Source organism: Novipirellula artificiosorum, from assembly GCF_007860135.1.
Lineage (GTDB): Bacteria > Planctomycetota > Planctomycetia > Pirellulales > Pirellulaceae > Novipirellula_A > Novipirellula_A artificiosorum.
The window spans coordinates 1-17,021 of record NZ_SJPV01000037.1 but is presented as its reverse complement, the minus strand read 5'-3'; the positions used below and the strand labels follow the sequence as shown (position 1 = coordinate 17,021).

Annotated in this window: 8 protein-coding genes; 4 read left to right on the top strand and 4 right to left on the bottom strand. The window is 54.1% G+C overall.

The genetic code is table 11. From position 1 onward, the window contains the following. Both Poly41_RS33230 and Poly41_RS33225 read right to left on the bottom strand, forming a co-directional pair. On the bottom strand, nt 1-274 hold a 274-nt coding region (locus Poly41_RS33230), incomplete at its 3' end, for a hypothetical protein (protein ID WP_390621523.1). A 549-nt stretch (nt 275-823) separates the two neighbouring features. Next, nucleotides 824-1,216: an acyl carrier protein gene (locus Poly41_RS33225; protein ID WP_146531676.1), complete on the bottom strand. Its 393-nt coding sequence runs from the start codon at nt 1,214-1,216 to the stop codon at nt 824-826. Between the two features lie 264 nt (nt 1,217-1,480). On the opposite strand from Poly41_RS33225, the gene Poly41_RS33220 reads away from it, so the two are divergent. Both Poly41_RS33220 and Poly41_RS33215 read left to right on the top strand, forming a co-directional pair. Then, nucleotides 1,481-2,116 carry an RNA polymerase sigma factor gene (locus Poly41_RS33220; protein WP_231616152.1) on the top strand — a complete coding sequence of 212 codons (636 nt, stop codon included), beginning with the start codon at nt 1,481-1,483 and terminating at the stop codon, nt 2,114-2,116. Between the two features lie 133 nt (nt 2,117-2,249). After that, the gene (locus Poly41_RS33215; RefSeq protein WP_146531675.1) at nt 2,250-5,864 is read left to right on the top strand and encodes a protein kinase domain-containing protein; all 3,615 of its coding nucleotides are present in this window, start codon (nt 2,250-2,252) and stop codon (nt 5,862-5,864) included. Between the two features lie 17 nt (nt 5,865-5,881). Here Poly41_RS33215 and Poly41_RS33210 read toward each other — a convergent pair whose 3' ends face one another. Further along, nucleotides 5,882-6,160: a metallophosphoesterase family protein gene (locus tag Poly41_RS33210; protein WP_197231983.1), complete on the bottom strand. Its 279-nt coding sequence runs from the start codon at nt 6,158-6,160 to the stop codon at nt 5,882-5,884. 639 nt (nt 6,161-6,799) lie between these two features. Continuing rightward, the gene (locus Poly41_RS33205; protein ID WP_197231982.1) at nt 6,800-13,840 is read right to left on the bottom strand and encodes a choice-of-anchor I family protein; all 7,041 of its coding nucleotides are present in this window, start codon (nt 13,838-13,840) and stop codon (nt 6,800-6,802) included. A 325-nt stretch (nt 13,841-14,165) separates the two neighbouring features. On the opposite strand from Poly41_RS33205, the gene Poly41_RS33195 reads away from it, so the two are divergent. Together Poly41_RS33195 and Poly41_RS33190 are read left to right on the top strand one after the other, a co-directional pair. Further along, nucleotides 14,166-14,747, top strand: coding sequence for a transposase (locus Poly41_RS33195; RefSeq protein WP_146531673.1), 582 nt, complete (start codon nt 14,166-14,168; stop codon nt 14,745-14,747). A gap of 425 nt (nt 14,748-15,172) precedes the next feature. Next, a complete protein-coding gene (locus tag Poly41_RS33190) occupies nt 15,173-16,900 on the top strand; it encodes a hypothetical protein (protein ID WP_146531672.1) in 1,728 nt (575 codons plus the stop codon). Nucleotides 16,901-17,021: the final 121 nt, after the last annotated feature.

The window sequence follows — 17,021 nt, the reverse complement described above, 5'->3', positions numbered from 1 at the left end:
CGGCGAGTATTTTTCCTGTTCGGTCGTCCACCCTGTGTAGGCGAGTGGCATCGCCCAGCGCACCATCGCCGGATTTCAGGGAGACCAACCAATAGGGGTCGTCGGGCACATTCGCTGACACCATCGCCTGCAGGATTGCCAGGTCATGAACACCGTTCTCGCTGTACAATTTCGCGTAGAATTCCTTTTCTCGACGAATCCTCGCCGTGTCAAAGAACACGGCGGAACACTTTGTGCCTGGCGGAATGTCACCAAAGTGTTCAATGACAATCATGATTGCCGCCTTTTGATCAATTTCTCGTTTTGTCAACTTTTGCTCCCAACCCTAAACACTAGCATCACTGAAAATCGTGGCCTGTCACGTTAGTATTGCAGATTGTCCCTACTCCCTCGCTGGGACTCCTTGCGGTGTTGACTGATGGCGACCGACGCGAGGATATACGAGCCGAAGATAGGCGATCGATTCTCCTGGACGTCGTGAAAGTCTGACCATGGAATCAGTAGTTGTGGATGACCGATGCGAAACGGCAAAAGCATTGACATTAGCAAGCCACGCTCCGAGACGCCCAGGATCAAGCACGAATTGAAATCCACTCCGCCCATCTTTCCGGATTGAAAAGAGAAAAACTCGCACTCTATTCTTGCATCGTATCGGTATCTCTCAGCTAGTCGCGACCAACCGCTCAGAAACGCGATCAGCAAAGAGATGTCGCACCACATCAGTGGAAACAGGACAATGAAAAACAAAATCATGATTGGGGGAATCAAGTTGCCGTACCGACCAGAGGAATTCGTCAGCCAATCTATCCGAAGAAACGGAGAATCAATCCATTCCCAAATCATAAACGAAATTGGCGGTGGGCGTGACCGCTTCTTTCTTGACGCCGAGCTCTTCAACGATGATCAGTTGTAGTACGTTCCGAATGTCGGTGGCGTTCCATGAGTTCTGTCGCTTGGACAGTTTTGCGTAATTGAGAGCGACAATTTGGGTGACCAGACCACGGTAGTCGGTGAAGGTTTTTGCCGGGAACAGTTGGAATGGTTTTGTGAGTGCTGCAAGAACGAGTCCTACGAACGCCATGCAAAATAGTGCGACGAACGCGCCAAACCCTGACGCATTGTCCGCGGCGATTGACGAATAGCAGAACCAGCCCGCCATTGCGGCAAGCAGGACAGCGGCGAGCCTAAGCCAAAGCGGCCGTTGGAGTGGTGGCATCCTGAGATCCATTTCGGTTCCGAGTCTCGCCCACAATCGTTGACGTCTTCTCAGTGGCAAAGTGTCGGAGATTTTCCACGATGGACGAACGCTTCGTGTTCGAACCAACGAGGCCCCGGCGATGGCGGACACGCGATTGGCAAATCGCTATCGTTTCAGTTAGAGTTGTGTCCCCGGCTGGCGGAAGGCGTGAAATCAGGCGAGTTCCAGCTGCGCGCGTCGTAACGCGAATTGGCGCGGCGATTCCAAGACCGGATAATCAACGTGAAAGGATCTATCCGGTCGGACATGAATGAAACGTCGCTCAGCTTGCTCCACCGACTCCGTCACGCACCCGAATCCGAAAGTTGGAATCGGCTTGTCAATCTGTACGCGCCGTTGATCCGGGCATGGCTGCGGAAATACGACGTCCAGGACTGCGATGCTGACGATCTCGTGCAAGAGGTGTTGCTGGCCGTATCCAAGGATCTCGACAAGTTCGAACATCATGGGCGGCCAGGGGCTTTTCGCGGGTGGCTCAAGGCGATACTAGTCAACCGATTACGCATATTCTGGCGAGGTCGGGGTCGTCGTCCAGAGGCTCGCGGTGATTCGGACATCGATGCCAGGATCGCGCAGTTAGACGACCCGGCCAGCGAAATGAGCCGAATCTGGGATCGGGAGCACGACCAGTATGTTCTCCGGCAACTTCTCACGCTTGCGGAGCCGCACTTCGAGCCGAATACCTGGAAGGCGTTCTATCGCGTGGCATTAGAAGGGGCGAAACCGGACGTGGTAGCTCAGGAAATGGGAATTTCCCTGAACGCGGTTTGTCTCGCTAAGTCTCGTGTCACTAGGAGGTTACGCCAAGAGTCAGCAGGCCTGATCGAGTCGTCGTCAAGTTTTTTCACAAAGAGCTGACAAGATTTCTCGCGAGCGGGTCTTGGTAACTAGAAGCGATTCATTCGATCCGAACTCAGCCAGTGACGCTGAATCGCTGACCAACGTCACACCGTCGTGTGTCCGCGACAGAGCTGTAAACCAAGAGATTCCCATGCCGAAACTTAACGACCACCCGAGCCGAGAGGAACTGAGTGCCTACAGCCTTGGGCAATTGCCGGAGGAAAGAGCGGTCGCGATCGATAGTCATATCAGCGACTGCAAGCCTTGCTGTGAGACCATCATTTCACTGTCGTCCGAAGACACGTTCGCAGGTTTGTTGCAGGAAGCCGGCCGATTGCCGACGGATCAGACGGCTGATCACGACAGTGTAACTGCTAACTCGGCTTCTTTCGACAACATTCCTCAACCTCTGAGCGAACATCCTCGCTATGAGATTCTCGGCCTGATCGGCAAGGGTGGCATGGGCGACGTCTATACAGCCCGTCACCGTAAGATGGAAAGAACAGTGGCGTTGAAGGTCATCAATCGCGGACTGGTTCAGAAAGCGGAAGCTATCGATCGTTTTCATCGTGAAGTGAAGGCCGCCGCGCAACTGTCTCATCCAAACATCGTGACCGCGTACGACGCCGATCAGGCTGGTGACTTCCATTTCATGGTGATGGAATACGTCGACGGAGTTGACCTGTCTCAGGCGGTCAAGAAACGAGGCGCATTGCCATTCGCCGAAGCATGCGATTACATTCGGCAGGCAGCGATCGGACTGCAGCACGCACATGAACGCGGCATGGTGCATCGCGACATCAAGCCTCACAACATGATGGTCACGGCAGATGGCACCGTAAAAATCCTCGACTTCGGCCTTGCCTCGTTGGCACCAGAAGCATTGGCAGGTGCTGACTCAGTCGAAGCTCGCGGTGAATTGACGGCGGCCGGCGCGATCATGGGAACGCCGGACTTCATCTCGCCGGAGCAGGCCGAGGACGCCCGCAACGCCGACATTCGCAGCGACATCTACAGCCTCGGAGCGACACTCTACTACTTGCTGTCCGGTCAGGTGCCGTTTGACGATGGTAGCGTCATGCACAAACTCAGAAGTCATGCACAGGTCGAACCCGCCCCATTGAATTCGGTGCGCGACGACGTGCCTGAAGAACTTGTGGCCATCGCGTCCAAGATGATGGCCAAGGATCCCGATGAGCGATATTTCACGCCGAAGGAGGTTGCAGAAGCGCTAGAGTCTTTCCTGAGTACGTGGCAACCGAGTGAGGCAAATTCGCCTCGACAAGTTGCCTCAAATGGTGGAAACAATGCCGGTTCGGGCGGGCAAAAAAACCTGTCTGATGATTCGAAGCCCAGTCGACTGCCCGTGGTGGCAAAGTTCCTGCTCTACACTTCGCTACTTCCTATCGGGCTTTGCGTCGTGAACGAATTCGTTCCCCTGGGATTGTTCGGCAGTGAAACTGATTGGTTTTGGTATAGCATCCTCATATCGCTTGGACTGAGCACAATTGGCGGCATTATGTTAGGTGTTCACCAAACGCTGGTCATCAATCGTAACGATCAGCGCAAGAACGGGATGACGACGGACAATTACTTCCTGATGATCATCTGCTTAGCCGTTTCTGCTTTTATTCTTTTAACCTACTTGAGCGATGGTAACGGGCACATTGAAGTAACGCCGCAGTCTGACTACACGACGCTGGGGACACACCCCCTGACGATCGTTGATACTTCCGGAGCGAAGCCGCTGGGCGGAACATCCAGTACCCATCAGAATGATGCCACGGGAATCACAACCCATTCCTTCAAGAGTGCCAACGGTCGATACAACCTCACGCTGGTCGACAAAGTTCTGACAGTCAACGGCGAAAAATACACGCTCGAAAATCTGACCGACGCGATCCGCATCGTGGACGAACGGGTTGAGATCACGCGCGTTATGGTGGGACCGCAGAATGGTCAACCAACTGATCGCGACAATGCTAAGGTCAGTAGCGCATTCCCAACGTTGCAGATTATGCGTGTCGAGGAGGAATCGACAAATCTCGGCAATGATGTTAAGAGAACATGGAAGCTAGAGGGACGCGGATTGGACATGGTCTTCGCCCAAATCCTGCACATTTCGAATGGAGAACGGCGGACCGCCTATCAAACGAAACTCGAATTGAACGCCGGTCACGGTGACCGGCAGGGTCAGCTCGTGCTCCACAGTCAGGATCGCCCGAATGACCAGGTGGCTTTGTCACTCGATCTCTCATTTGGAAACGATCACGGCGAATCGAAGTCCGGGCCAGTCTCCTTTGCAAAAGGGCTTGGTCTGAGTTCCATATCATCACAGAGCCTTTGGGATGCTCAGCACATCGATCAAGATGACATCGCGTTCCTTTTGACCCGGGCTCAATATCCGTCCGATGAGAATGGCAGCACCAGGCATCGCATGGACGACCTCGGAGCCATGGTGCGGGCATCCAAACAGGGAGCAGAGTTTCTGGTCGTCATCCTGCATTGGGAAGCCGTAAGCTGGAAGCCGAAGGGTACCTCGGAAGCAAACAAGCCCGAACTGAAGATCACCGGCAAGTCGGCAAACAAGGGGACGGCGGGACTGCCGAGTGTTTACGACTGGAATTTCAAGGGCCGTGACGTCGGTGATCTGAAGGTGCGATTACTACTCGCTCAGAACGGAAAGACCGAAGTCATGCAGGAATTCGATTTCGAAAAGCTTCCAGCTGATTTCGCCAACAAGGTTCGCCTGGAGGTTAAAGATGCTGCGAGAAGTCCGAAAGGACGTAGAGTGAGCGCAATTCTGTTTGTCGAATCTCCAGTCCCTTCAAGCAGTGCAACTGTCAACGAAGACAAGGGGCTCTCGATCGACGTCGTAGCACCCTTCAGTAATAAAATTGAACGCGCCGATCTGGAGTCAATCGAGTCTGAACAGACAGAATTACTGCTCGCCTTGAGTTACTCGAAAGAGAACATGACTAACGACCGATCTATGGAGTCGATGACCGCAGCGACAAAGGACGGCAATGTCACCTTCTTGTTCGTCACACTCGACTGGTCGCCAACGTTCGTTCCCACCATCAACGGCAAAGTCACTGAGCGGATACTCGACCGGATGAAAAAAACGTACGCCGAGTGCAAGTCATACCGTGATTCCGGCGTCATCAAGTCTGTGTTTCTTGAGAACACTGTCTCACCCGAATTTACTGTTGAGTATTCGTTCGATACGGCATTTGTGCGTCCCGACCGGTTTCGATTCGAAATCAAGGACCAGGATGATGATAAGTTACTTATCTCTGCCGACGGGGAAGACGTTCAAGCCTCATGGGACATTGAACCGGGAAACCAAAAACCGGAGTCACTGGAACTCGCCATGGCTCAAGCGATTGGATTCACAGGGGGAGATGTCGGCCGAATTCCGGCGATGCTCATGCCAAAAAACCTTGACGGTTGGGTTGACTTGGACCTCATCGACCCGAGACAGATCGAAGATGGCAGCCTTCAGAGTGCTGAGTGCTTTCGTTTGGAGTACAGCTTCCGCGACGAGCAAGTCACACTATGGATCGATAAGCAGTCCTATCTCGTACGACGGATTGACGAGCGGATCAAATCGGACGACATTCGCATCGAGCGGACGACAAACTTCGATCCAACGATCGATGGCAAGATCACGGACGAGATGCTCGAATTCGATCCGCCTGCTCCGCGAGCCGACGATGATCGTGCGCATACGCTTCCAGAATCGGCCTCGCTGTGCATAAAATAGCAATCACCGATATCGAGTCAGGGTTGTAGCGAGCCCATGAAGTTGAGGACGGTATCGCTGTAACTTGCGAGCGTCTCGTCATCGACTTCTCGGCAGAGCCCGTAATCATGATTGTCCCAGACGCCGACCACCTTGGCATCGGCCAACCGTTGGCATGTTTCCTCGATTTGCTCGCCGGTTTCGAAAAGGTCACCGATCACGATCACCTGATCGACATTCTCAGAGCTAGAGTGCGCAAGTGCGGCATCCAGCGGTCCGATGTGCTCGTGAATGTCGGTAAGGATGCCAAGCTTCACCAGTCTAATTCCTTGTGTCATTGAAGGGGTTGGCTCTCAAGGTTGATCATTGTTGCATGTTCCATGACATCCCGGGCAAGTGCGTTGCACGCGTTGCCACTGAATCTGTGAAACCTGCTGGGAAGGCGGACGCGGGTGAGGCTTGAACGCGATTCGGCGAGAACGAAAACTGGGTTATGAAGTCGTAGTATTTGACACTGCGCAGGTATTCAGAGGCATGGATCTGAAGTGCGCTTTTCTCTGGGTTATGGGAAACCCGGGTAAACGGCTTTCTGGGTTATTCGATGTCTTCCTCACTAGGGATTCTATTTATCCCCTAGTTCGCCCCACATAGTGAGACCAACAGATAGCAAACTTTCTAGCTCAGGTTATGGGACGCGCGTTATCGCTTTCGCATAGATAGTACCGGGAGGGGCATTGTGCGGCTGATCCCTTTCCTGGTACGTGACAATTCAGCAATCGGCTCAAGGATTTCCGGGCGTTCTTTGACGGTCAGAATGATCCAATCGTACGACGATGCACAAAGCGAACCGATCGCGACCGTTACCTTGAACGACGCGATCGATTCAGCAATGCTGCTTGTGCCAAAATCGGTGACGCTCACCCATCCGAGCTTACGATTGGGTGACGCATCGCGAGCTACATCGAGGCGAGATCGGATGAAAGCTCGTCGATTCCGTCGATCTCGATCTCGATCTCGATCTCGATGTCGTCGCCAAACTCGGTAGTTGGCACAGTGACACTTGACGAATCCTTGTTGGGTTGGCCGGCAAAACCTGATACGACCTTGTCAACTTGGACCGCACCCAAGCTAGATTCGCTTTCCAACTGGTCGGCGGCCGACACGTCCGAACTTTGATCGCGAACATAATCCGATCGGAATGGGGCAAACTCGGATTCAAGCTGGTTTTGGTTCAGCCGGTTGATCACACGAACCGCATCCAGCCCAGAAACAGTTCCGTCCCCACTGACATCCAAGAACGCTTCGAAGTTGTCCCGTTCTTGGTACAGTGCTGTAATGATTTGCAGTGCATCCAATGCGGTTGTCTGGCCACTGTTGTTGACGTCCGTCGGATCGCGATAGTTGTGGAATGGTCCAGAACGAAGGAATGCTTCGCGTAGTCCCTCGCCCTCAGCCATCGACGACGCAACAAGCGTTGATGAACTCGGAGTTGGGTTGGGGAATCCGTCTGCGAAAACGAATCTGGCATCACCAATCCCCAATCCAAAGTTGGCTTCCAGCAAATCAAAGTCCTCAAAGTCGACCATTCCGGACCCGTCGAAGTCCGCCCAGGCAGCAAATGGCGGCTCCGGATCCCCGACTGAACGGCCAAACGCGTCACGGAAGTGAGCGTAGTCACCAAAGTCGATCGAGCCGTTGTTGTCAAAGTCATAGGGCATGGCGAACAATTCGGTGTTTGGCAATGTGCCGACCCCAGCGTCCGCAGAAACACCCCCTATTCCGACGCTTCCGTCGGTGACTTCCAGGTCCAAGCCCAAACCGGTGACGTTACCAGTTGTGGGATCAAGGATCACACTGTCAGTTGATCTGCGCGAGAACTCAACCGTCGCAAGCAAAACGGCGTTGTCGTCGCCCACTAATCGGTCTGCTGTCACGCTCAGGTTGCTAACTGTCCCTGCCGCATCGTTGATGGTGCCGCCGACAAGAGAGAAACCTGGACCTGGGATGATCGCTGACGCGGATGTTATCGCTGTGTTGTAGTCAAGCGAAAGAGTCGCGCTGTCGACACCCTGTGCACCAGCGGCATCCATCCAGACTTCCACATAGAACGTTTCAAACTCGTTTACGAAGTTACTGTTGGGTGGAATCTCGGTTGCTTCACCGTCCCCGTCTGCATCAGAAGGAGCATCGACGACGCGAAGCTGAAGGCCGGGAGCGTCCAAGTGAGTGACGGTTGCTGTATCTGAAAGATCGACGGCACGCCATGGAATGTTTCCACCGCCGCCGAGGCGTCCGAACTGCAAGCGACCTGGATCCAGCATAAACGTTTCTTCACCAGCCCCGGTCGCAACGACCTCAACATAGGCAAGACGCGACCAAGTCGAATCCGCACCGCGACCTACCTCAAACGTACCGCCACCAAGATCATCAACCATTCCTTGGCTATCGTCGATCGTGCCAGAAGGCAAAATGTCAAAGTCTTGATGCACGATGCCAGTTGCGTCCAGCAAATTCGTGTCGTAGCTCAAATCGACATGCCCGCCGGACAGACCGTTGAAGCCGGGATCCAAATCTCGCACCCAGACTTCGACATAGTACGTGCCGCCAACGGGGACGGTGTCGATTTCAGACGGCAGCGTGGTCGAATCGTCGGCCGTGGGAGCCGAGACGACGACCAATTGTGTCTCAGCACGCGAGCCTTCATTCAACGCAAAAATGCTGACAGTGCCGCTGACTTCATTACTGGCAACAATCAGTGCTTGACCATTTGGACTTTGATCCGATGGAATGTACTCCAAGTCTTCCACGCCCAAATCGCCGGCACCTGCAAGATCATCTGAGGGTTCAATATTGAAGTCGCGGTTATTTAAGTAACCAACGAAACTCGAGAGCGAAGGATCGGTCACGTCATAAATCATGATCCCACCGACTCTCTCCAGTCCGATGAAGGCCAAGGTACGATCTCCGAACTGACCGATCGTGACCGCTTCTGGCTCAGGGCCTTTGTCGTCACTTCGGTTGTCGGCTTCATTTTCGTCGTTGGTCGCGTTGAACCCGAACGGAATCAAGTCGGCTGTGATGGTTTCAAACTGATTTCCAGAATCGAAAACGACTTCCCCATCAGTGTTCCAAATCGTGAATGATCGCGAACCGTAGGAATACAGTTCGTCGAAGTCACCGTCGCCATCAATATCGCCATCAATGTTGGAAACCTTCAACCGGCCAAGGTTTTCGTTGTCTTGTAGGAATGCGGCGTCCGGAAACGCGGTTGGATCCAACGTCAAGCTACCGATTCGAGACTCGTCAAAGTCGCGCGAATCGCCTTCGTTCGCCGTTACAAAATAGGTTTGGCCACCTTGCTCAAATGACGTGATTGCGTCTGGCATGTACAGGCCTTGAACGGGCCAAGGCCGGATGTTGATTTCATCGTCGCGGTTGCTTGCATCCAAGCCATTGCCCGGAATCGAATGATCCTTTGTGCCCAGTGGCTCGACTCCGACCAGCGTCTTGGTGGTCAAGTCAACCATTGCAATCGCATTGGCTTCTTGAAGTGTGACCACCGCCATCGAATTGTCAGGCGTTATGGTGACAAACTCCGGCTCCAGATCGACCGAAGCGGCGCGACCTGGAAAGATGCGGATGCCTTCTGCGCGAAGAGCATCTTCTTGACCGTCCAGAGACGTGAAGTCGATCGTGGTCACGTCGAAATCCGTCACGAAGCCGCCTGCGCGAAGGTCCGTCAAGTCAATCACGCTGATCGATCCCATGGGGTCTACTGCGGGATTAGGATCTTCTAGGTCGCCCGGTTCTCCTTCATTCGCAACGACGATGGTCATGCCATCTGGCGAAAAGCTCAACGAATCGGGAAGCGCGCCGACTTCAACCGATGCTTTGAAGGTGCCATCGGTATCGTAGATGATCACGATACCATTTTCTGTGTGATCGTCGGCCGCAACGGCTGCTGCCACCAATCCGTTGGATACGTCAACGCTATTAATACCGCCCGAGTTTGCAGGCAACCCAATCGGATTGATGGATGGTGCAGCAACGGGGTTGGCCGGATCGCTGATATCCAAGACACCAATCACATTGTCAAACGCGTTGGTATAGAACACCCGTTGTGTGACTGGATCGTAAGACACAATCTCTGCTGCCGATTCGTCAAAAACTCCTGTTGAAAAAGTACTGAGTGCGGAAAAGGCAAGCGTTGGATCACTGACGGGAGTTCCAATCGAGTCGGATCGGAATTGCAAGTTGACAATTCGGTTGTCCCAGTTGCGACCGGTGTCATCCATACCAAACGCTTTGGCGGCGTCTGGGTAAACATCGTTCAGGTACTCAGCCAATGCATCTTGTTCTGTCCCGTCATCGGCGAATGTTGCATCGCCTGTTTGGATAGCCTGTTCAAGCGGCTGGAAATCGATTCGGGCAAGATCGGCCGCACTGGCAACTTCGCCAACTGCCGGATCGCTGTTGGTATTTGGGAACGGATAGCCATCACCACCGCCGACGAAATTCCCTGACGCATCGAACCGCGGACTTGCCAGGAAGTCGAGCGTGACCAGCCGAATCAATTCACCGGTATCGACCAAATCACCGTTTTCAACCAAAGACACAGCTACGACACCGTCTTCGTCATAGACCGCTGCGTTAACGATACGACTTCCGACTGGCAACGCGGGATCATACGAGAACCGAAGTCCCGAGATCTGCGGGAAGCGACCAGAAACACCAGGAATTGCGCTCACACCATGTTCAAGCAACCCAACCAACTCGGCTTGGGTCAAGGTCATTAGCACCAGGCCATTGTTGAATGCCAAAGTCGTCGCAATGTCGTTTTGCGAGATACCGCCTTCGGGTTTTACGACGATGCCTGAACTATCGATGACAGCTTCATTTGGAAGGCGAACGGCATCAGTACCACCTGGAGGCACAACGACTTGGCCGATCGATGCTCGGATACCGCCACCATTCTTCAGCGAAACCATCACGGTCCCGTCGGCTGCTTGAGCTGCTGCCAAGTTTGCATCTGCGGTCAAATTGCCAAGGTTGGTTTCTTGAGTACGCACACCATCAGGGTCGCTAGGTGAGTCCACGCCCGAACGGTTGCCGTTCAAGAACACATCCGATACGCCAAACACGTTGGATTCGGTTGCAACAATCTGAGCTTCGACCGCATCCACAATCGCCTGAATCTCAGGGTCGACCATAGCACCAGCGCCAAGATCTGTGACTCCTTGTGCGTCGGTTGCGTAGGCACCCGAGACTGCTGCATCGTAAGTTGTTGGATCAATGTTTCCGGCCGCGTCGAAACCAATCACCAATCGACCGACGTACTTGTAGCTTCCGTCAGTATTGACCACTGCCGTCGAAGTTCCGTCCGCGTTGGTGACGAACTGTGGGTATTCTCCTTGGTCGCTATCGCCGCTTCTAGGCCGATCGTCTGCGTCGAACAACCGAGTGTTCGATCCACCTGCCACGATGATGTCGACGTTGGATAGTCTTTCTGCCAATTCAAGCTCAATGTTCAGCCGCTGCATGTGCGACAAAACAATCACTTTGTTCATCGTCGGATTCGCAGCCAACAGCGCGTCGACTTCTGTTTGGATTTCCGCCGCCAGGGCATCCAACTCTGCATCGGAAGGATTCGCGGCGAACGGCTCTGGGCTTACCGTCAGATCACCAGGACTTGAAATGCTTGCCAGTGTTGGAGTCGTCGCACCAATCACACCAACGGTTTCAACAGTCTCTCCCAAGTCCGCTCCGCGGGAAAGAAACGCCAACTGGCCGCCTTCCTTTAAATCGCTATCAACCAGTCGGGCTGCAGGCGTTCCGGCAGTCTCTGCAAACCTTCCCTGATCGTCCAAAGCGTGTGCTTGCACGTCAAACAAAAACAATGTGCCGGGCGCCTCTCCGAACAATGTTGATACATCAACGATACCGCTACTTTCCCAATCACCAATATCTTGTTGCCCAGTTGAAGCGACGTTTTCGTCAACTGCTCCCCGTGTGACGTCTTGGTTGATCTCTGCAACGCGAACCACGGAACCGTCAGCCGGATTTACTGCAAGAATCGATGCATCGTGAGGATTTACCGCACCCGGGCCAAAGATCCCACCAATGGCGCGGTCTTCTTGGACGTAGACCCATCCGTCATCAGCCCAGTCCAAGTTGTCGGGACTGCGTAGTGCCTGAGTTGGATCTTGGTCGCCATCATAAATGATGGTAACAGTCGCCTTCGGGGTAGTGATGCTGGAAAAGTCGACGGTGGCCGTGTAAAGCGTCCCGATTCGGTCTGCGCCACCAAAATCTGACGACCGTCCCGTCGACGCAAACACAAACTCTGACCCGTCACTTGGGTTGGTGGCGATATCTTCGGGGCGAGAGAAACCGAATGCACCAAGTGCTTCAGCCCGTGTCCAAAGTGTCTTTTGCGTCGGATATCCGTATTCGTCATAGCCTGTGGAACCATCTTCGGAGACCATAGCGAGATCTTGTGAGTTATCGATCTCCACCCACGTTCCCGCTTGAGGCACATTGTTCAAAGCTCCGTTAAAGTCTGACGGATCTTTGATCGCCGCGTCGTCTGCAACCCATACATACAGCTTGCCGTTTTCGAGCCCATTGCGATCCAAGAAACCGCCTGTGCCGGAGTTCTTTTCTCCGACGTACATGTACATGGGCGCGGCTTCGTCAACCGAGTCACCATCGGCATCAAACGGTGAAGTGTCATCCATCAAGACGAAAGCGACGTGGGTCGTTGTTCCCGTGTCCACTTCCGTTACGTTTTCCCAAGCACCGCGACCCATCGCAGGGACCGACCACAGTTGCCCCGTCGAAACATCAAGGGCCCATTCGCCCCCGGAAACATTTGAAATGTCGCCGCCAGTTTCTTCACCTGCGAAGAAAATTGTGTCAGCTAGGCCTCGTCCGGCGCCGAATCCGTTTGCTTGAACGAGCACTGCGGAACAGAATCTTGTGAAGCCCGAGCGGCTTTCAACGAAGTCGGATACATCATCCAACACGGTACCATCGGAATTGTAAATCGTGTCATAGGCAAGCCCAGCGTCAACAATTTGTCGAGTCGTTTTGTCGATATCAAAGTATGAAATTCGAGCCCCAGTGATTGAGGTTCCATTCGCAAGTGAGTACGCGTATCCGTCACCATCGACCAATTCATGGGTGGCGAAAACGCGTACTGTGTCAGAGTCGAACTCGTACGCTCCAATTCCGTCCAGAATACCAGGTGGTGTGTAATCACCAGCGGTACTCGAATTCAACGCGCCCGTTGTGCCAGAAAACGTCTCGGTGACAGTAAAGATTGGGGTGACTGAAAAGCCATTTTCGCCAACGGCCATCGAATCGCCGTTGCCAGGCATCTGAATGACCGTCGATGAGGTCACAACGCCGCCTTGTGGGGCTTGCCCGCCGGAGATTTCCAGCGGCGCAAGATTCGCGTCCGTTGAAAAATCCAGATTCGCGCTCAAGTAGGGGAAGTCGGTTCCCGTGAAATCCAGGCCCACAAGTGTGCTTCCTGCCAGTGCAGAGAAATCTCCGGGCGTGCTACCGTCGATCAAACCTGCCAAATTCGCGGTTCCAAAGTCGAATTCGTGATTGCCAAGGGCAACCGCTTGAATGCCGAGTTCGTTTTGAATTTGAATGTCGGCGATTCCGCCGGAACCAAACACACTTTCAGAAGCGTCATAAAACAAACCCGGGATGAACGCGTCACCGGAGGAAAGCGTCAGTGTGCTGTCAGCAACGTCTTCCGAGCGCAAAGAATTCAGGACGGCGGAAAGCCTGGGGGCATCTTGGATTGCCGCTACAGCAGCTTCTTGGTCCGCGATATGAAGGAGTTCCAAAGTAAAGTCGGCAGCCAACAGTTGCCGCGACTCCAGGCTTTCAATCCGCAGATTCTTAACACTTCGTTGACGAACGTTATCTTGTTTGTGCTGCGAAAACAAAGAACGAAACAGACTTCGGCGTTTGGGGCTCATATAACTCTCGATGCGTAGGGGGTAGAAACCGATAACGGCCGAGAGTGTTGGATTGCGTCATGAAAATCATTGGTAGCAAAAGCGAAGAACCGATGATGATTCTGATGGTCAACGAATCTGCGATACTTGTGCGCACCCCTTAACGCCGAATTAACGTTTTGCGTTCGGAAATGCTAGGCACTGCCGCTCGAACATGCGCAACCTGCAGCGGTTGAGTCTTTGAAAGAGGCGACGGCCTCAACAAAATAGGTTCTCCTGGTTTTGTTTACTAAACCTAAACACGGCGTAGCCGTTTGCCTCGCCAAACCACCAGGAGAACCCAGTGATGTTGTACGTCGCCATCGACCAACATGCTAAGCAAATCACCGTTTGTGTCCGCAATGAGGACGGGGAGACGGTGTTACGTCGGCAAGTCAGTACCCGTCCCGAAAAGATCCAGGCGTTCTCTCAGCAGCTCGCCGAGATGGACAGCCCGTTCATGGCGATCCTCGAGCGAGCGCGTCAGGTCGAGCTAGGCAAGACTCTCAGCGCGACACAAATTCTGATGACCGCCCCCGGTGTGAGCCACTACAGCGGTCTAACAATGGCCAGCCGTATCGGCCCCATTGAAAGGTTTCCCAGCCCGCGAAGTCTCGCGAACTATTTTGGGCTGACTCCAGGTTGCCACAACTCCGGGAACGCCCAGGACCGACTCGGTTCGATAACCAAACAAGGCAGTAAGATTGCGAGGTTTATCCTGGGGCAGTTGGTGCTGCACTTCTTAAAGCAGGATCCGAAGATGCGCCAACAGTCGGTACTGGATGACTCTTTCCCAAGAGATCGGCAGTTGCGGCGGCATCTGAGCATCCCCTCCGCGAACCTCAGCCGATTCGCGACTTCAACGCAGTTTCCTCGGAATCTGGTCTGAGATTTTGCAAAGACTGCAGTGAAGGGTTTCCGCCTCAACGCGCTGGGCGATGCAACCTAACGCACGAAAACTGACGGAGATCGAGTCGGGGTAAGGCCGATCCGGGATCCTTGGCCGTCTCGAACGCAGACGCAATCAAATCCGCCGGCAATTCGCCAGTGGCTCGTCTTCTCGCACTTGGCGGCACATGCAAATGCGATCGGTGAAAACAGGGACTCCGCGCCGAATATCAGTATAATCCAATTATTGCTGAAGAGACCGCGTGCATAGTGCATGGACTTTATGCCACGTCGTCGGAGGGCAAAGTCCGTCATCAAACGCTCTCATCTGAGAGCGCACGCATTCACAACAGATTGCTAACTTGTATCGGAATACCCTATAGGCAGAACGTCTTATCTTTCGACTCGCACACAAAGGTCATCGCAATGGCAACTGGACCGACCTACAGCACTGGTGGCGAGGTTGTGACGTGGGGCAATGACAACTTTGGGCAATGCGCCACGGCACCGGAGGCCGATTTCAAATCTATCTCTGCGGGCCACGAATTCAGTTTGGGAATCTTGAGTGAGGGCAGGCTAGTTGGCTGGGGTTCGAATCTTAGTGGGCAGATCCAAATTCCGGAACCGTTTTGTCAGTTTGCTGTTGTTTCTGCTGGTACTCGGCACTCCGTTGGTCTGCGGAGCGACGGTACGGTTGTCGTTTGGGGTGCAAATATTTCGGACCAATCCACCGCTCCCATTGGCCAGTTTCGGAGAATCGCGACGGGTCGGGATCACAATTTGGCAATCAGTGTCGACGGTACACTGACCGCGTGGGGTGCCAATAATTGCGGCCAAACCAATGTACCCAAGGGGAAATTCAGAGCCGTGGCAGCGGGATTACATCATAGTTTGGCGATCCGTGAAGACGGTACGCTGGTTGGTTGGGGGCGCGACAACTACGGCCAAGCCAACGTACCGGCGGGCAAATTCGAAGCAATTGCAGCGGGACTTGATCACAGTATTGGTCTTCGATCGGAGGGTTCTCTCATTGCCTGGGGCTGGGATGTTGCCGGTATGCCGGATGTTCCATCGGGCAAGTTTGTTGCCATTGCGGCCGGTGAGTTGTATGGCCTTGGACTCCGTTCAGATGGAACGCTGGCCGCATGGGGTATGAAGGCCCAAGGCCAATGCAAAGTGCCAACCGGCAAGTTCATTGCTATTGCCGCTGGCGCATATCATGGTCTTGCGATCACGACCGACGGGACGCTCGTCGGTTGGGGCTACGGCGAGTCTGGTCAAGCAACCGTACCCGAGGGAAAGTACACCGCCATTGCGGCTGGCGGTTATCACAGTCTGGCCATTCGGACGGACGGGTCGCTCATCGGTTGGGGACACAATGTCTTTGAGCAGTGCACCGTACGAGCTGGGAGGTTTACGTCGATTTCGGCAGGCTGGGGTATCAGCCTAGGGCTCCGTGACGATGGCACACTCGTTGGCTGGGGCGATGAGGTCGGAGAGATGACTGGCCCGGAGGGTGAGTTTACAGCGATCGCAGCCGGTGGTACCCACTGCTTGGCTATCCGTACGAATGGCACGCTGGTCGGGTGGGGTCGGAACCATCACGGCCAAGCCACGGTTCCCGACGGACAGTTCGCAGCGATCTCGGCCGGACAGCAACATAGCCTGGGAATTAAAAGCGACGGTACACTTGTTGGATGGGGTCACAATGACTTTGGTCAATCATCTGTCCCGAAGGGGGCCTTTTTGGCAGTTGCTGCGGGTGGCTACCACAGTCTTGGGATCAGGCGAGATGGCAGGCTGGCCGGGTGGGGCCGCAATAGCGATGGGCAAATCGATGTGCCGGAAGGTGAGTTTTCGATGATCGCGGCTGGCCGTGAGCACAGCTTGGCAATCCGGAAGGATGGCACATTGGTCGGGTGGGGGTCCAACTTCAAAGGTCAAGTCAATGTGCCGCAAGGGAAATTCTCAATGGTCGCCGCCGGTGGCCAGCACAGCCTCGCGATTCGTGATTTGCGTGTCAACAATATCGCAGAGAACTATAAAGCTGTGAGCACCTCTGATTGCCGCGTGTTGCGTCACATCGATCCGATAGTAATCGATGCCCAAGGAGGTCGGCTTAGAGCTGTCAGACTCGGTGATGCATTTCGTTGAACTTAATCGAAGTGCTCCGGTGCAGTGCGTGGTGACTGCGAACACGTGGACAATGGGGTGACGCTGAATGGGGCGGCTCCGGTGCAGGCGGTGGTCCCGTCAACGCTGGCACGCTTCCTGC